The following is a 15,276-nucleotide window of genomic DNA, read 5'->3' on the forward strand; positions in this document are numbered from 1 at the left end:
TGCCGTACTCAAGTACAGCTTGCGGCTAGCTTCCTAATTTGCTCTTTGATTTTCATTGAGTATAAAAATATTTTAAATTTGTTAAACCAGCCTAAAAGGCAATAAATGATAGAAAAGAGAGAAAAACTATGGCAGTTCAAATGGAATACGAAAAAGATGTTAAAGTAGCAGCACTTGACGGTAAAAAAATCGCCGTTATCGGTTATGGTTCACAAGGACATGCGCATGCTCAAAACTTGCGTGATTCAGGTCGCGATGTCATTATCGGTGTACGTCCAGGTAAATCTTTTGATAAAGCAAAAGAAGATGGATTTGACACTTACACAGTAGCAGAAGCTACTAAATTGGCTGACGTTATCATGATTTTGGCACCAGACGAAATCCAACAAGAATTGTACGAAGCAGAAATCGCTCCAAACTTGGAAGCTGGAAATGCCGTTGGATTTGCTCATGGTTTCAATATCCACTTTGAGTTTATCAAAGTTCCTGCAGATGTAGATGTCTTTATGTGTGCACCTAAAGGACCAGGACACTTGGTACGCCGTACTTATGAAGAAGGATTTGGTGTTCCAGCTCTTTACGCAGTATATCAAGATGCAACAGGAAATGCTAAAAACATTGCTATGGACTGGTGTAAAGGTGTTGGAGCAGCTCGTGTAGGTCTTCTTGAAACAACATACAAAGAAGAAACTGAAGAAGATTTGTTTGGTGAACAAGCTGTACTTTGTGGTGGTTTGACTGCCCTTATCGAAGCAGGTTTCGAAGTCTTGACAGAAGCAGGTTACGCTCCAGAATTGGCTTACTTTGAAGTTCTTCACGAAATGAAATTGATCGTTGACTTGATCTACGAAGGTGGATTCAAGAAAATGCGTCAATCAATTTCAAACACTGCTGAGTACGGTGACTATGTATCAGGTCCACGTGTAATCACTGAACAAGTTAAAGAAAACATGAAAGCTGTCTTGGCAGATATCCAAAATGGTAAATTTGCAAATGACTTTGTAAATGACTATAAAGCTGGACGTCCAAAATTGACTGCTTACCGCGAACAAGCAGCTAACCTTGAAATTGAAAAAGTTGGTGCAGAATTGCGTAAAGCAATGCCATTCGTTGGTAAAAACGACGATGATGCATTCAAAATCTATAACTAATTAGAGAGCAAAGGATTTTGAGAAAACTTTAGCTTCAGCTATTCGTGGGATATTAGATGTACTTATTTAGGGGTTGAAATCATATGAATATTACCAATTTGTTTTCTATCAAGACAGGATGTGATGAAACTGATAGGCAACTGCAAAAATTATTTTTTCAGTTGGATTTACAATTGGGAGAATTGACAGATCAACTAAGAAAATTAGATTCTAATTTTGTTCCTCGTAGTCAATTTGTAGACACGCTGGATTTGAATGATGTAGAATATAAAGAAATTTTAAACTATTTTATCTTCCATCGTAATGATAGTGAAGAAAGTTTGGCAGAATGGTTATATGATTGGATTTCTACAAATCGTTATGAACTTCCTAAAGAGTTTTCAATTCGTATGGCTCATAAATATCATGAAAGTGTTGCTGAAGTTTTTGGAGATGAATAACTAAAAAAACAGTCATTAGTGACTGTTTTTTATAGAAAAAGAGGTTTTATATGTTAAGTTCAAAAGATATCATCAAGGCTCACAAGGTCTTGAACGGTGTGGTTGTGAATACACCGCTTGATTATGACCATTATTTATCGGAGAAGTATGGTGCTAAGATTTATTTGAAAAAGGAAAATGCCCAACGTGTTCGTTCCTTTAAAATTCGTGGTGCCTATTATGCCATTTCCCAACTCAGCAAGGAAGAGCGTGAGCGTGGGGTAGTCTGTGCCTCTGCGGGAAATCATGCGCAGGGAGTAGCCTATACCTGTAATGAAATGAAAATTCCTGCTACTATTTTTATGCCCATTACTACTCCGCAACAAAAGATTGGTCAAGTTCGCTTTTTTGGTGGGGATTTCGTAACCATTAAACTAGTTGGAGATACCTTTGATGCCTCAGCTAAAGCAGCTCAAGAATTTACAGTTTCTGAAAATCGTACCTTTATTGATCCCTTTGATGATGCTCATGTCCAAGCAGGCCAAGGGACTGTTGCTTATGAGATTTTAGAAGAAGCTCGAAAAGAATCGATTGATTTTGATGCTGTCTTAGTTCCTGTTGGAGGTGGTGGTCTCATTGCTGGGGTTTCTACTTATATTAAGGAAACAAGTCCAGAGATCGAGGTTATCGGAGTAGAGGCTAATGGAGCGCGTTCTATGAAGGCTGCTTTTGAAGCTGGTGGTCCAGTCAAACTCAAGGAAATTGATAAATTTGCTGATGGGATTGCTGTGCAAAAGGTAGGACAGTTGACCTATGAGGCAACTCGTCAACATGTTCAAACTTTGGTAGGTGTCGATGAGGGATTGATTTCTGAAACCTTGATTGACCTTTACTCTAAGCAAGGGATTGTCGCAGAACCTGCTGGAGCGGCTAGTATTGCTTCTTTAGAAGTTTTAGCTGAATATATCAAGGGGAAAACCATTTGTTGTATCATTTCTGGAGGAAATAATGATATCAACCGTATGCCAGAAATGGAAGAACGTGCCTTGATTTATGATGGTATCAAGCATTACTTTGTGGTCAATTTCCCACAGCGTCCAGGAGCATTGCGTGAGTTTGTAAATGATATCCTGGGGCCAAATGATGATATCACACGTTTTGAGTATATCAAACGAGCTAGCAAGGGAACAGGTCCAGTATTGATCGGAATCGCCTTAGCGGATAAGCATGATTATGCAGGATTGATTCGTCGCATGGAAGGTTTTGATCCAGCTTATATTAACTTAAATGGTAATGAAACGCTCTATAATATGCTTGTCTGAGGACTAATAAAAAAATATCATATTATTTGCACAACTGATGTATAGGTGCTATAATGAAGATGAAGAAAGGGGGCGATTCCTATGGTTTTAGGAAGCTTATCGTGCAATTCTTACTTCTGTTCATTATAGCATTTATGATGTTTGGCTCAGATTTCCATCCTTCATTTTGATTTCCCATCTATTTTGAAAAGTAAACTCACACGGTCTTTAAGATGTGATTTGATTTCTTTTTATTGACAAACATACCATATTAAAAGGATATATGAGTAATTGACTGAACTTATCTGTCTTGTCATCTTTATTAAGGATGGTTTAGAGAATCGGGTGTTTGGTTTTAGGTTAGCACCTCAATATCCAAATGAGTGATGGATTTGAAGAATATAAGGAATAGCTATCTATCAGATGATTTCTTGAGGAAGAAAGATAGGAGTTTTTGAGCTAGTGAATGCTTGGATTTCTAAAGGTTAGGATTGTCATATTCAGTTATTAAATCGAAGAAATAAGCTATCTTACGGAAATAGGGAAGCATTTTTTTAAAAGCTTGAATAATTTTGCACCTCAAGAGGGTAATAATACAATATTTTTATTAGCAAATATTTATGGTGTAGAGGCTAGCAAAACCTATATATTATCGGCTTTAAAAAGGAAGTAAGAAAATTCTGAACTAATTATTTTCGTTGAATATATGTTTTTTTATTGACAAAAGTAGTAAAAACGTATACAATTAAATATTGTAAAGAAGAAAATAGGAGAAAAACATGGCTAAGTCAAACTTTGAAAAAGTAGAATCAGTTGTTGGCTGGGTTCGTGATAAGAAAATCACAGGCTACCGTATCTCTAAAGAAACGAATGCGCGTGAAATGTCTATCATTGCTCTGGCGCAGGGTCGTGCAAAAGTAAAAAATATTTCATTTGAAACAGCCCTAGGCCTAATTGATTTCTATGAAAAAAATCATGAAAAATTTGAAGATTAATCTTTGGATAACGGCGGATTCTTGACCCTCAAGTAGTAGAGATAGAGAATCTGCCTTTTCATTTTGAACAGCAAAAAGACTGCATGGTTGATGCAGCCTTTTCTTTTTATTTGAGATAGCGTTGAAGGAACTCTTTTGTACGGTCTTCTTTAGGATTGGTGAAGAGGTCTTCTGGTTTGCCTTCTTCAGCAATCACACCTTTATCCATGAAGATAACACGGTGAGAGACATCACGGGCAAATTCCATTTCATGGGTTACGACAATCATAGTCAAGCCTTCTTGAGCCAGATCTTGCATGATTTTGAGGACTTCTCCAACCATTTCTGGATCGAGAGCTGATGTTGGTTCATCAAAGAGAATAGCGTCTGGATTCATTGAAAGGGCACGAGCGATGGCCACACGTTGTTTTTGCCCCCCTGAGAGTTGTTTTGGTTTCGCTTGCCAGTAGCGTTCTCCCATGCCGACCTTTTCCAGATTTTCTTTGGCAATCTTTTCAGCTTCTGTACGTTCGCGTTTAAGAACAGTTGTCTGAGCGACAATTGTGTTTTCAAGCACGTTGAGATTTTCAAAGAGGTTAAAGGATTGGAAAACCATTCCTAACTTTTCACGGTATTGCGTGAGGTCATAGCCTTTTTCGAGGACGTTTTGTCCATGATAAAGGATTTGTCCATCAGTTGGCGTTTCAAGTAGGTTAATGGAGCGTAGGAAGGTCGATTTCCCGCTTCCAGAGCTTCCGATGATAGAGATGACCTCTCCCTTGTGGACAGTGAGTGAAATGTCTTTTAGCACTTCGTTTTGGCCATAGGATTTTTTGAGGTGTTTAATTTCAAGGATTGCTTGTGTCATTATTTCAAATCCTCCGTTTGCATTTGGTTAGCACCTGTAGTATAGGTATCCATGTCCATTCGGCGCTCGATGAAGCGTAGGATACGTGTTACGGTGAAGGTGAGGACAAAGTAAATCACGGCGATGATTGTAAATGTCTGGAAGTATTGATAAGTTTGAGTTGCCACGGTATTTCCAGAGAAATAAAGTTCGACAACAGAGATAACGTTCAATACAGATGTATCTTTGATATTGATGACAAATTCATTACCAGTTGCTGGTAGGATGTTACGGACTACTTGAGGTAGGACAATCTTACGCATGGTTTGGTTATGAGTCATACCAAGAGCAGTCGCTGCTTCAAATTGTCCCTTGTCAACTGCCAGGATACCACCACGAACGATTTCAGTCATGTAGGCACCGGTATTGATTGAAACGATGAAGATAGCAGCTAGTGTGCGGTCAAGGTTGATACCGAAAGCTTGGGCAGTTCCATAGTAGATAACCATCGATTGAACAATCATTGGTGTACCACGGAAAATTTCAATGTAGACGTTGAGGATCCAGCCGACTAGTTTTTGTAAGCCATAAATGGCTTTATTTTCAGATAGAGGAGCAGTACGGAAGACACCAATGGCAAGTCCAATAATGAGACCTGTAATTGTTCCGACGATAGAGATTAAAAGAGTGATACCAGCACCACGCAAGAGTTGTTGCCAGTTTTCAGAAAGAATTTTAGCGACTTGGCTAAAGAAACTACTGCTAGTCTCTTCAGTTGTTGTGGCTTCGGCAGGTTGTTCCTTGATCATACGATCCATCAAGGCGACCTGGTCGTCTTTTGAAATGGTTTCAATGCTGGCATTGATTTGGCTAATACGATTGTCATTTTTACGAAGTCCAATGGCAATAGCTGTATCTTCTTCCCCAGTTTTGAAACCTGGTTCTACTTGGACCATCTTGAACTTAGAGTTCGCAGCTTCGGCAGTCAGAGCTTCTGGGCGTTCAGAAACATAGGCATCGATGACACCAGCCTCAAGAGCTTGGCGCATTTGAGCGAAGTCTCCCATGGCTGTTTCTTTTTTAGCACCTGGGATTTGTGCAATCAAATCGTAAAGGTAAACACCTTGTTGAGAAGTGATTTTCGCACCATTAAAGTCATCTAAAGATTTAGCATTTGCGTAGGCAGAATCTTTTTTGACTAGTAGAACTGGTTCGCTAGTGTAGTAACTGCTTGAAAAGGCAATTTCTTGTTTGCGCTCAGCAGTAGGACTCATACCTGCGATAATCATGTCAATCTTACCAGAAGTAAGGGCAGGGACTAGACCTTCCCACTTGGTTTTAACAACCAAAGGTTCTTTCCCTAAGTCCTTAGCGATTTTCTTGGCGATTTGAACATCGTATCCGTTAGCATACTGGTTGGTTCCATCGATTTTGACAGCTCCGTTGCTATCATCATCCTGGGTCCAGTTAAAGGGAGCATATGCTGCTTCCATCCCGATGCGTAAATATTCATCAGCTTGAGCAACATTGACAAGTCCTAGCATCAGCAAGAGACTTGTGAAAATAGATAAGTATATTTTTCTCATGATTTCTCCTATTTCTAATCTATTAAAAAATAACCGTCTCCTATTTTATCGAAAAATGCGTAATTTTTCAACATAAGTAAGCCTTTACTTACGAAAAAATGCTATAATGATAAGAAAGATAAAAAGGGGGATTAGTTGATGAAAAAAACTTTTTTCTTACTGGTGCTAGGCTTGTTTTGCCTTCTGCCACTCTCTGTTTTTGCCATTGATTTCAAGATAAACTCCTACCAAGGAGATTTGTATATTCATGCAGATAATACGGCAGAATTTAGACAGAAGATAGTTTACCAGTTTGAGGAGGACTTTAAGGGCCAAATCGTGGGACTTGGACGTGCAGGCAAGATGCCTAGTGGGTTTGACATTGACCCTCATCCAAAGGTTCAGGCCGCGAAAAATGGTGCTGAACTGACAGATGTTACGAGCGAAGTGATAGAAGGAGCAGATGGTTATACTGTTAAAGTTTATAATCCAGGTCAAGAAGGCGACACAGTTGAAGTTGACCTTACATGGAACTTAAAAAATTTGCTTTTCCTTTATGATGACATTGCTGAATTAAATTGGCAACCTTTAACAGATAGTTCAGGGACTATTGGAAAGTTTGAATTTCATGTAAGGGGAGATAAGGGGTCTGAAAAACTCTTTTTCCATACAGGAAAACTCTTTAGAGAGGGAACGATTGATAAGAGTAACCTTGATTATATTATTCGTTTGGACAATCTTCCGGCTAAGCGTGGAGTTGAATTGCATGCCTATTGGCCTCGGACCGATTTTGCTAATGCTAGGGATCAGGGCTTGAAAGGAAATCGTTTAGAAGAATTTAATAAGGTAGAAGACTCGATTGTTAAAGAAAAAGAGCAAAGTAAACAACTCGTTACTTGGGTATTTCCTTCGATACTTTCTATCTCCTTGTTATTGAGTATTTGCTTTTATTTTATTTATAGAAGAAAGACCACTCCTTCCGTCAAATATGCTAAAAATCATCGTCTCTATGAACCACCAATGGAATTAGAGCCTATGGTTTTATCAGAAGCAGTCTACTCGACCTCCTTGGAGGAAGTGAGTCCTCTAATCAAAGGAGCAGGTAAATTCACCTTTGACCAACTTATTCAAGCTACCTTGCTAGATGTGATAGACCGTGGGAATGTCTCTATCATTTCAGAAGGAGATGCAGTTGGCTTGAGGCTGGTAAAAGAAGATGGTTTATCCAGTTTTGAGAGAGACTGTCTAAATCTGGCCTTTTCAGGTAAAAAAGAAGCAGCTCTTTCCAATTTGTTTGCGGATTACAAGGTATCTGATAGTCTTTATCGCGGAGCTAAAGCTGCTGATGAAAAACGGATTCAAGCAAGAGGGCTTCAGCTCAAATCTTCTTTTGAAGAAGTATTGAACCAGATGCAAGAAGGAGTGAGAAGTCGAGTTTCCTTCTGGGGGCTTCCAGATTATTATCGTCCTTTAACTGGTGGGGAAAAGGCCTTGCAAGTGGGTATGGGGGTCTTGACTATCTTGCCCCTATTTATCGGATTTGGTTTGTTCTTGTACAGTTTGGATGTTTATGGCTATCTTTACCTCCTCTTGCCAATACTTGGTTTTCTAGGTTTGGTGTTGGCTGTTTTCTATTATTGGAAGCTTCGACTAAATAATCGTGATGGCGTTCTAAATGAAGCAGGAGCAGAAGTCTACTATCTCTGGACCAGTTTTGAAAATATGTTGCGTGAGATTGCACGATTGGATCAGGCTGAATTGGAAAGTATTGTGGTCTGGAATCGCCTCTTGGTCTATGCGACCTTATTTGGCTATGCGGACAAGGTCAGCCATTTGATGAAGGTTCATCAGATTAAAGTGGGAAATCCAGATATCAATCTTTATGTAGCTTATGGCTGGCACAGTATGTTTTATCATTCAAGCGCGCAAATGAGCCATTATGCCAGTGTCGCAAATACAGCAAGTACCTACTCTGTATCTTCTGGAAGTGGAAGTTCTGGCGGTGGCTTCTCTGGAGGCGGAGGTGGCGGTAGTATCGGCGCCTTTTAAAGAGAACTGCCATAGACTGAAAAAGTATGCTATAATGGAAGATAGAAAAAAGGAGTAATCTATGTATCTTATTGAAATTTTAAAATCTATCTTCTTCGGAATTGTTGAAGGAATTACGGAATGGTTGCCGATTTCCAGTACAGGGCACTTGATTTTAGCAGAGGAGTTTATCCAATACCAAAATCAAAATGAAGCCTTTATGTCTATGTTTAATGTCGTGATTCAGCTTGGTGCTATTTTAGCGGTTATGGTCATTTACTTTAACAAGCTCAATCCATTCAAACAGACTAAGGATAAGCAGGAAGTTCGTAAGACTTGGAGACTATGGTTGAAGGTCTTGATTGCGACCTTGCCTTTACTTGGCGTCTTTAAATTTGATGATTGGTTTGACACCCACTTCCATAACATGGTCTCTGTTGCTCTTATGTTGATTATCTATGGGATTGCCTTTATCTATTTGGAAAAGCGCAATAAAGCGCGTGCTATCGAGCCAAGTGTGACAGAGTTGGACAAGCTTCCTTACACGACAGCTTTCTATATCGGCCTCTTCCAAGTTCTTGCTCTTTTACCAGGGACCAGTCGTTCTGGTGCAACGATTGTCGGTGGTTTGTTAAATGGAACCAGTCGTTCTGTTGTGACAGAATTTACCTTCTATCTTGGAATTCCAGTTATGTTTGGAGCTAGTGCCTTAAAGATTTTTAAATTTATAAAAGCAGGACAGCTCTTGAGCTTTGGGCAATTGTTCTTGCTCTTGGTTGCGATGGGAGTCGCTTTTGCAGTCAGCATGATCGCTATTCGTTTCTTGACAAGCTATGTGAAAAAACACGACTTCACTCTTTTCGGTAAATACCGTATCGTGCTTGGTAGTGTTTTGCTACTTTACAGTTTTGTCCGTCTGTTTGTATAAGAAAAAACCTTGAAGGGGCAGCTCTTCAAGGTTTTAAAATCCAGTCAGGGTAATCCCCAGCAGGCGGACACCTCTTTCTTTCTCGCTTAACTCTTCATAGAGTTGCAGGGCGATTTGGCTTATCTGACCAGCATCCTGTGTTTTTTGAGCAAGACTTTTTCGTTTGGTAAGAGTTGAAAAGTCCTCGTAGCGGATTTTCAAAATGACAATTTTTCCAGCTTTTTCTTGCTGATTGAGATTGAGAGCGACCCTTTCTGATAGGAGAGTCAGCTCTTTTTTGATGTCCTCCTCGGCACGGAGAATCTTTCCATAGGTTTTCTCCTTCCCAATTGATTTACGGATGCGATTGGATTTAACTGGGGAATTGTGGATGCCACGAGCCTTTCGATACAGGTCATAGCCCAGTCTGCCAAAACGGTCTATTAGGGTCACCTCAGGGACTTCAAGCAAATCAGCGCCAGTAAAAACACCCATGTGATGAAGCCTTTCCACCGTCTTTTTTCCTACTCCATGAAACTTGGAAATATCCATTTGTTTGAGAAAATCTTCAGCCTGGTCAGGTAGAATCACTGTCAAACCATGTGGCTTTTGATAATCACTGGCCATTTTAGCTAAGAATTTGTTGTAAGAAACGCCGGCAGAAGCAGTTAGATGGAGTTCTTGCCAGATCTCCTCTTGAATGAGACGAGCGATTTTGACCGCTGACTTGATACCGAGTTTATTTTCTGTTACATCCAAATAGGCTTCGTCAATGCTCATGGGTTCAATCAAATCTGTATAGCGCTTAAAAATCGCTCGAATCTGGAGTCCCACAGCCTTGTATTTCTCATAATTTCCTGAGATGAAGACGGCCTGGGGACAACGCTCATAGGCTTCCTTAGAGCTCATGGCTGAATGGACACCAAAAGTTCGCGCCTCATAGCTACAGGTAGAAACGACTCCCCGCCCACCTGTTTGCCGAGGGTCGCTTCCGATAATGACAGGTTTTCCTCTGAGTTTAGGATTATCTCTGATTTCCACCGCAGCAAAAAAGGCATCCATGTCAATATGGATGATTTTTCTTGACAAATCATTTAACAAAGGAAAAATCAACATACCTAGCCCCTTTTTACCGCTTATTTTCTTTTATTATACCCTTTTTTCTGAAAAAAAGAAAAAAGGACTTTATTTTTTCAAAAATATAATACAGTTTGAAATAAAATGTAGACTGTTTTAGAAAAGAAAGTGTAAAAATAGGGAATTTTCACTTGTTGAAATCGGTTACTGTATGGTATACTTGTCTCATGAATGTAACAGATGGTTGTTACTAGAAAGAAAAAAGAGGACATTAACATGGTTGTTAAAACAGTTGTTGAAGCACAAGATATTTTTGACAAAGCTTGGGAAGGCTTCAAAGGCGTAGATTGGAAAGAAAAAGCAAGTGTATCACGCTTTGTACAAGCTAACTACACACCTTACGATGGAGACGAAAGCTTCCTTGCTGGACCAACAGAACGTTCACTTCACATCAAAAAAATTGTAGAAGAAACTAAAGCACACTACGAAGAAACTCGTTTCCCAATGGATACTCGTCCAACATCTATTGCTGACATTCCAGCAGGATTTATCGATAAAGAAAACGAAGTTATCTTTGGTATCCAAAACGATGAACTCTTCAAATTGAACTTCATGCCAAAAGGTGGTATCCGTATGGCTGAAACTACTTTGAAAGAAAATGGATACGAACCAGACCCAGCTGTTCACGAAATCTTCACTAAATACGTAACAACAGTTAACGACGGTATCTTCCGTGCCTACACTTCAAATATTCGTCGCGCACGTCACGCTCACACTGTAACTGGTCTTCCAGATGCATACTCACGTGGACGTATCATCGGTGTTTACGCACGTCTTGCTCTTTACGGTGCAGACTACTTGATGCAAGAAAAAGTAAACGACTGGAATGCAATCGAAGAAATCGATGAAGAAACAATCCGTCTTCGTGAAGAAATCAATCTTCAATACCAAGCATTGCAACAAGTTGTTCGCTTGGGTGACCTTTACGGAGTTGATGTTCGCAAACCAGCGATGAACGTTAAAGAAGCGATCCAATGGGTTAACATCGCCTTCATGTCTGTCTGCCGTGTTATCAACGGTGCTGCTACATCTCTAGGTCGTGTACCAATCGTATTGGACATCTTTGCAGAACGTGACCTTGCTCGTGGTACATTTACTGAATCAGAAATCCAAGAATTCGTTGATGATTTTGTTATGAAACTTCGTACAGTTAAATTTGCTCGTACAAAAGCTTATGACCAATTGTACTCAGGTGACCCAACCTTCATCACAACTTCTATGGCTGGTATGGGTAACGACGGTCGTCACCGTGTTACTAAGATGGACTACCGTTTCTTGAACACTCTTGATAACATCGGTAACTCTCCAGAACCAAACTTGACAGTTCTTTGGACTGATAAATTGCCATACAACTTCCGTCGCTACTGTATGCACATGAGCCACAAACACTCTTCTATTCAATACGAAGGTGTAACAACAATGGCTAAAGACGGATATGGTGAAATGAGCTGTATCTCATGCTGTGTGTCTCCACTTGACCCAGAAAATGAAGAGCAACGCCACAACATCCAGTACTTCGGTGCGCGTGTAAACGTATTGAAAGCCCTTCTTACTGGTTTGAACGGTGGTTATGACGATGTTCACAAAGACTACAAAGTATTTGACATCGAACCAATTCGTGACGAAGTTCTTGAATTTGAATCAGTTAAAGCTAACTTTGAAAAATCTCTTGACTGGTTGACTGACACTTACGTAGATGCTTTGAATATCATCCACTACATGACTGATAAGTACAACTACGAAGCTGTTCAAATGGCCTTCTTGCCAACTAAACAACGTGCCAACATGGGATTCGGTATCTGTGGATTTGCCAACACTGTTGATACATTGTCAGCCATCAAATACGCTACAGTTAAACCAATCCGTGATGAAAATGGCTACATCTACGATTACGAAACAATCGGTGAATACCCACGTTGGGGTGAAGATGACCCACGTTCAAACGAATTGGCAGAATGGTTGATTGAAGCTTACACAACTCGTCTACGTAGCCACAAACTTTACAAAGACGCTGAAGCTACAGTATCACTTTTGACAATCACATCTAACGTTGCTTACTCTAAACAAACTGGTAACTCACCAGTTCACAAAGGTGTATACCTCAACGAAGATGGTTCTGTGAACTTGTCTAAACTTGAATTCTTCTCACCAGGTGCTAACCCATCTAACAAAGCTAAAGGTGGCTGGTTGCAAAACTTGAACTCACTTTCTAGCCTTGACTTTAGTTATGCAGCTGATGGTATTTCATTGACTACACAAGTTTCACCTCGTGCTCTTGGTAAGACTCGTGATGAACAAGTTGATAACTTGGTAACAATCCTTGATGGTTACTTCGAAAATGGTGGACAACACGTTAACTTGAACGTTATGGACTTGAACGATGTTTACGAAAAAATCATGTCAGGTGAAGACGTTATCGTACGTATCTCTGGATACTGTGTAAACACTAAATACCTCACTCCAGAACAAAAAACTGAATTGACACAACGTGTCTTCCACGAAGTTCTTTCAATGGATGATGCCTTGGATGCATTGAGCTAATCAAGTTCTTGAATAATGAAATAAGGAACCCTCGGTCAGTCGACTGAGGGTTTTGTGCTTGGGATAGTGTGAGCAATTCCTTCGGCCCAATATGCAATGTTTTTGGGAAGGAATAGTGGACCGAATCTGAAATAGTCCGCTGAAACGGCTCAAACAGTGCTAGAAATTGACTGGAATTCTCTAAGCGATTTGTTCCGATTTTATTTCATTCCATCATAAAAACAAGACGACTGGCTAATTGACAATCATCTTGTTTGATACTGTTAATAAAATTCGCGAAGTTTATCTTGATTTTCTTTAAAAAATTTTTCTAACCAATCCATACCATAAGCATAACTAAAACCTTCTAAGAGAACAGAGAGGTCAATAGTATCAAATCCCATGTCTTTTAAATATTTAAAGGTATCGAATGGTGAATGAAAGTTTTTGTATTTAATAATTGCACCAATATCTTTCAAATCCTGCTCTCTGATACTCATCATCTTCATTCCTAACACATACTCAATAGGGACTACTAAAACGGTCAGATTCTCAAATGAGTACAAGGATTCACATAAACTTAAGGGAGGTTGTTTGTTCATATTTGCGACATGATTGTTGAGCCATAACTCTTCGTGGGTGTTAAGATTAAACTGTTTTCCTACACGAGCAATAATTTCATTGATTTTCTGATTTTGGTCATAAAAAGCATCAACATCTTGTGTGGCACGCAAACCATGATATTCTAAGACATAACCACCGACACAGATAATTGTTAAAGTCAGATTTTCCTGAATTAATTCCTTATTTAGGGCTTGGAAGACCGGTTTCATTTTATCCATGCTTGTATTTCTCCATCAATTTTTGAACATTGGTTAACTTAGCAGGTTTATTTAATGAAATCACATATTTATGAGTTGGAGTATGCTCTTGAAAGGCATACTTCAAGCTAATTTTTTGAAAATGAGTTAGTTCTTTGGAGTCTAGCAACTTTTCTACATCTTGGTTTGTTAAATAAGAATAGTCTTCAAAAATAACTTTTCGCAAATAGCGAAACCAATGGCTTGCGTTGAATTGTGATTGTTTGGATGCCTGTATCATATAATCGTACCAATCCATTGTCTTCCTCCTATGGAATTTAGTTTATCTTATTGTAGTTTATATTTAAAAATGTAGTTTTTTTAATTAGCTCGTATTAGAAAAGAGTGTTTAGAATGTAAAATGAACCTTTTTTCTTATACGAAAACCTTACTAAAGTATATAATTTAGGAAGTTAATTCTGTATGATAATGTTTGTACTATCGTCGAGTTTTTGCTTGATTGGCTAACGAGATAAATTTTAGAAGAATTTTCGGTGTGACTTGACAAGCTTCTGACTGGAAGGATAGTTACACTAGTATTGTTTATTAAAATGAGCAGATAGAGAAAATTTGGAATCTATTTGCTTATTATCAATCGTTTTTTTTAGCTTATTTGTCTTAGATTGGTATAGAACTGATTTATGGATTGATCCTCTTGTATCTTATCTTGTTCCTAAATATGTTGGTAGAAAAATGAAGCAGTTGTTACGAGTGTCTGTATTGGGAAAAATTTTATCTATACAATTCTTTAAATGATATGAAGGCTAGGAATGCCAAAACACTGACATATTTCGTTTAAACCCTATCCAGCCTCTTCAATTGTATTTGTAGAAATGCTATCAGTAATATATTCGCGAACACTATGATTTACAACAGTGTGGTCGTACATCTTTGTAACTTTATTATACAACAACCATTTACAGGTGTAAAGTTGAGCAGTGTCTTTAGTAAATTTAGAGACTTGTTTTGTCACAGTTTTGATACCTGTATTCCTTGTTTCATGAGCATTTAACGTTTCTTTTCATGTAGGCATTTCAACAATTAGAATGATATTTTTCCGAGGATGAACTTACATATTGTGATGTTTTAGAGTTACGATGTCTCTTGATCTGCCTACCGCTATCAATTTCATCTATTTTTACAGTTTCATGGTTTTATGAACCGAAACATCTAGGTACAGGTTTTAGCATCAATTGATTGTTTTTGAGCCATATGAAGTTGAAACGTGGAGATGCTTTTCTTGTGAGAACTTCCTATTCAAATTTGGAGAGAGACTTCAGCGCTAAATACTATATGTAAAACAGTATGGTGTAGATATATTAAACAAGATTTAACTAATACTCTTCGAAAATCTCTTCAAACCACGTCAGCTTCACCTTACCGTATAGATGTTACTGACTTCGTCAGTTCTATCTACAACCTCAAAACAGTGTTTTGAGCAGCCTACGGCTAGCTTCCTAGTTTGCTCTTTGATTTTCATTGACTATAAGACAGTGGTTATGAATTCTTGCAAGAGGATTTGTGTATCATCAGATAAACCATACCTTTCCCCACGGCTTTCTGTGGT

General features: G+C 38.9%; 12 protein-coding genes and 1 pseudogene. 8 read left to right on the forward strand and 5 right to left on the reverse strand.

Annotated elements, in window-relative coordinates:
* Positions 1 to 128 precede the first annotated feature (128 nt).
* From ilvC to HT730_RS07310, 5 genes and pseudogenes are all read left to right on the forward strand, one after another.
* On the forward strand, positions 129 to 1,151 hold the full coding sequence (gene ilvC / locus HT730_RS07295) for a ketol-acid reductoisomerase (RefSeq protein ID WP_000290683.1): 1,023 nt from the start codon (positions 129 to 131) through the stop codon (positions 1,149 to 1,151).
* Between the two features lie 83 nt (positions 1,152 to 1,234).
* On the forward strand, positions 1,235 to 1,591 hold the full coding sequence (locus HT730_RS07300; RefSeq protein ID WP_001027897.1) for a hypothetical protein: 357 nt from the start codon (positions 1,235 to 1,237) through the stop codon (positions 1,589 to 1,591).
* A 50-nt stretch (positions 1,592 to 1,641) separates the two neighbouring features.
* Positions 1,642 to 2,892: a threonine ammonia-lyase IlvA gene (gene ilvA / locus HT730_RS07305; protein ID WP_000952975.1), complete on the forward strand. Its 1,251-nt coding sequence runs from the start codon at positions 1,642 to 1,644 to the stop codon at positions 2,890 to 2,892.
* Positions 2,893 to 3,430: 538 nt separating this feature from the next.
* Positions 3,431 to 3,544 (forward strand): annotated as a pseudogene (locus HT730_RS10550) (SPFH domain-containing protein); the annotation flags it as partial.
* 106 nt (positions 3,545 to 3,650) lie between these two features.
* Positions 3,651 to 3,866: a hypothetical protein gene (locus HT730_RS07310; protein WP_001130036.1), complete on the forward strand. Its 216-nt coding sequence runs from the start codon at positions 3,651 to 3,653 to the stop codon at positions 3,864 to 3,866.
* 106 nt (positions 3,867 to 3,972) lie between these two features.
* Here the strand turns inward: HT730_RS07310 and HT730_RS07315 are convergent, their stop codons facing one another.
* Both HT730_RS07315 and HT730_RS07320 read right to left on the reverse strand, forming a co-directional pair.
* Positions 3,973 to 4,713 (reverse strand): amino acid ABC transporter ATP-binding protein, encoded by a 741-nt coding sequence (locus HT730_RS07315; protein ID WP_000189477.1) that lies wholly within the window; start codon positions 4,711 to 4,713, stop codon positions 3,973 to 3,975.
* Positions 4,713 to 6,278: an ABC transporter substrate-binding protein/permease gene (locus tag HT730_RS07320; protein ID WP_173307211.1), complete on the reverse strand. Its 1,566-nt coding sequence runs from the start codon at positions 6,276 to 6,278 to the stop codon at positions 4,713 to 4,715. Before HT730_RS07320 ends, HT730_RS07315 begins: the two co-directional genes overlap by 1 nt.
* A 138-nt stretch (positions 6,279 to 6,416) precedes the next feature.
* Here HT730_RS07320 and HT730_RS07325 point away from each other — a divergent pair, with 138 nt between their 5' ends.
* Positions 6,417 to 8,306, forward strand: coding sequence for a DUF2207 domain-containing protein (locus HT730_RS07325; RefSeq protein WP_173307212.1), 1,890 nt, complete (start codon positions 6,417 to 6,419; stop codon positions 8,304 to 8,306).
* A 61-nt stretch (positions 8,307 to 8,367) separates the two neighbouring features.
* Complete coding sequence (locus HT730_RS07330) at positions 8,368 to 9,213, forward strand: undecaprenyl-diphosphate phosphatase (RefSeq protein ID WP_173307213.1); 846 nt, start codon at positions 8,368 to 8,370, stop codon at positions 9,211 to 9,213.
* A gap of 33 nt (positions 9,214 to 9,246) precedes the next feature.
* On the opposite strand, the gene dinB is transcribed toward HT730_RS07330, so the two are convergent.
* Positions 9,247 to 10,308, reverse strand: coding sequence for a DNA polymerase IV (dinB, locus tag HT730_RS07335; protein WP_173307214.1), 1,062 nt, complete (start codon positions 10,306 to 10,308; stop codon positions 9,247 to 9,249).
* 237 nt (positions 10,309 to 10,545) lie between these two features.
* On the opposite strand from dinB, the gene pflB reads away from it, so the two are divergent.
* The gene (gene pflB, locus HT730_RS07340; RefSeq protein WP_000260631.1) at positions 10,546 to 12,870 is read left to right on the forward strand and encodes a formate C-acetyltransferase; all 2,325 of its coding nucleotides are present in this window, start codon (positions 10,546 to 10,548) and stop codon (positions 12,868 to 12,870) included.
* A gap of 263 nt (positions 12,871 to 13,133) precedes the next feature.
* Here the strand turns inward: pflB and HT730_RS07345 are convergent, their stop codons facing one another.
* Both HT730_RS07345 and HT730_RS07350 read right to left on the reverse strand, forming a co-directional pair.
* Positions 13,134 to 13,691 (reverse strand): DUF6036 family nucleotidyltransferase, encoded by a 558-nt coding sequence (locus tag HT730_RS07345; protein ID WP_000359824.1) that lies wholly within the window; start codon positions 13,689 to 13,691, stop codon positions 13,134 to 13,136.
* The gene (locus tag HT730_RS07350) at positions 13,684 to 13,968 is read right to left on the reverse strand and encodes a hypothetical protein (RefSeq protein WP_050259685.1); all 285 of its coding nucleotides are present in this window, start codon (positions 13,966 to 13,968) and stop codon (positions 13,684 to 13,686) included. The genes HT730_RS07345 and HT730_RS07350 overlap by 8 nt, the downstream gene beginning before the upstream one ends.
* Positions 13,969 to 15,276 lie beyond the last annotated feature (1,308 nt).

The sequence above is a fragment of the Streptococcus sp. k-628 genome, from assembly GCF_013277475.1.
Lineage (GTDB): Bacteria > Bacillota > Bacilli > Lactobacillales > Streptococcaceae > Streptococcus.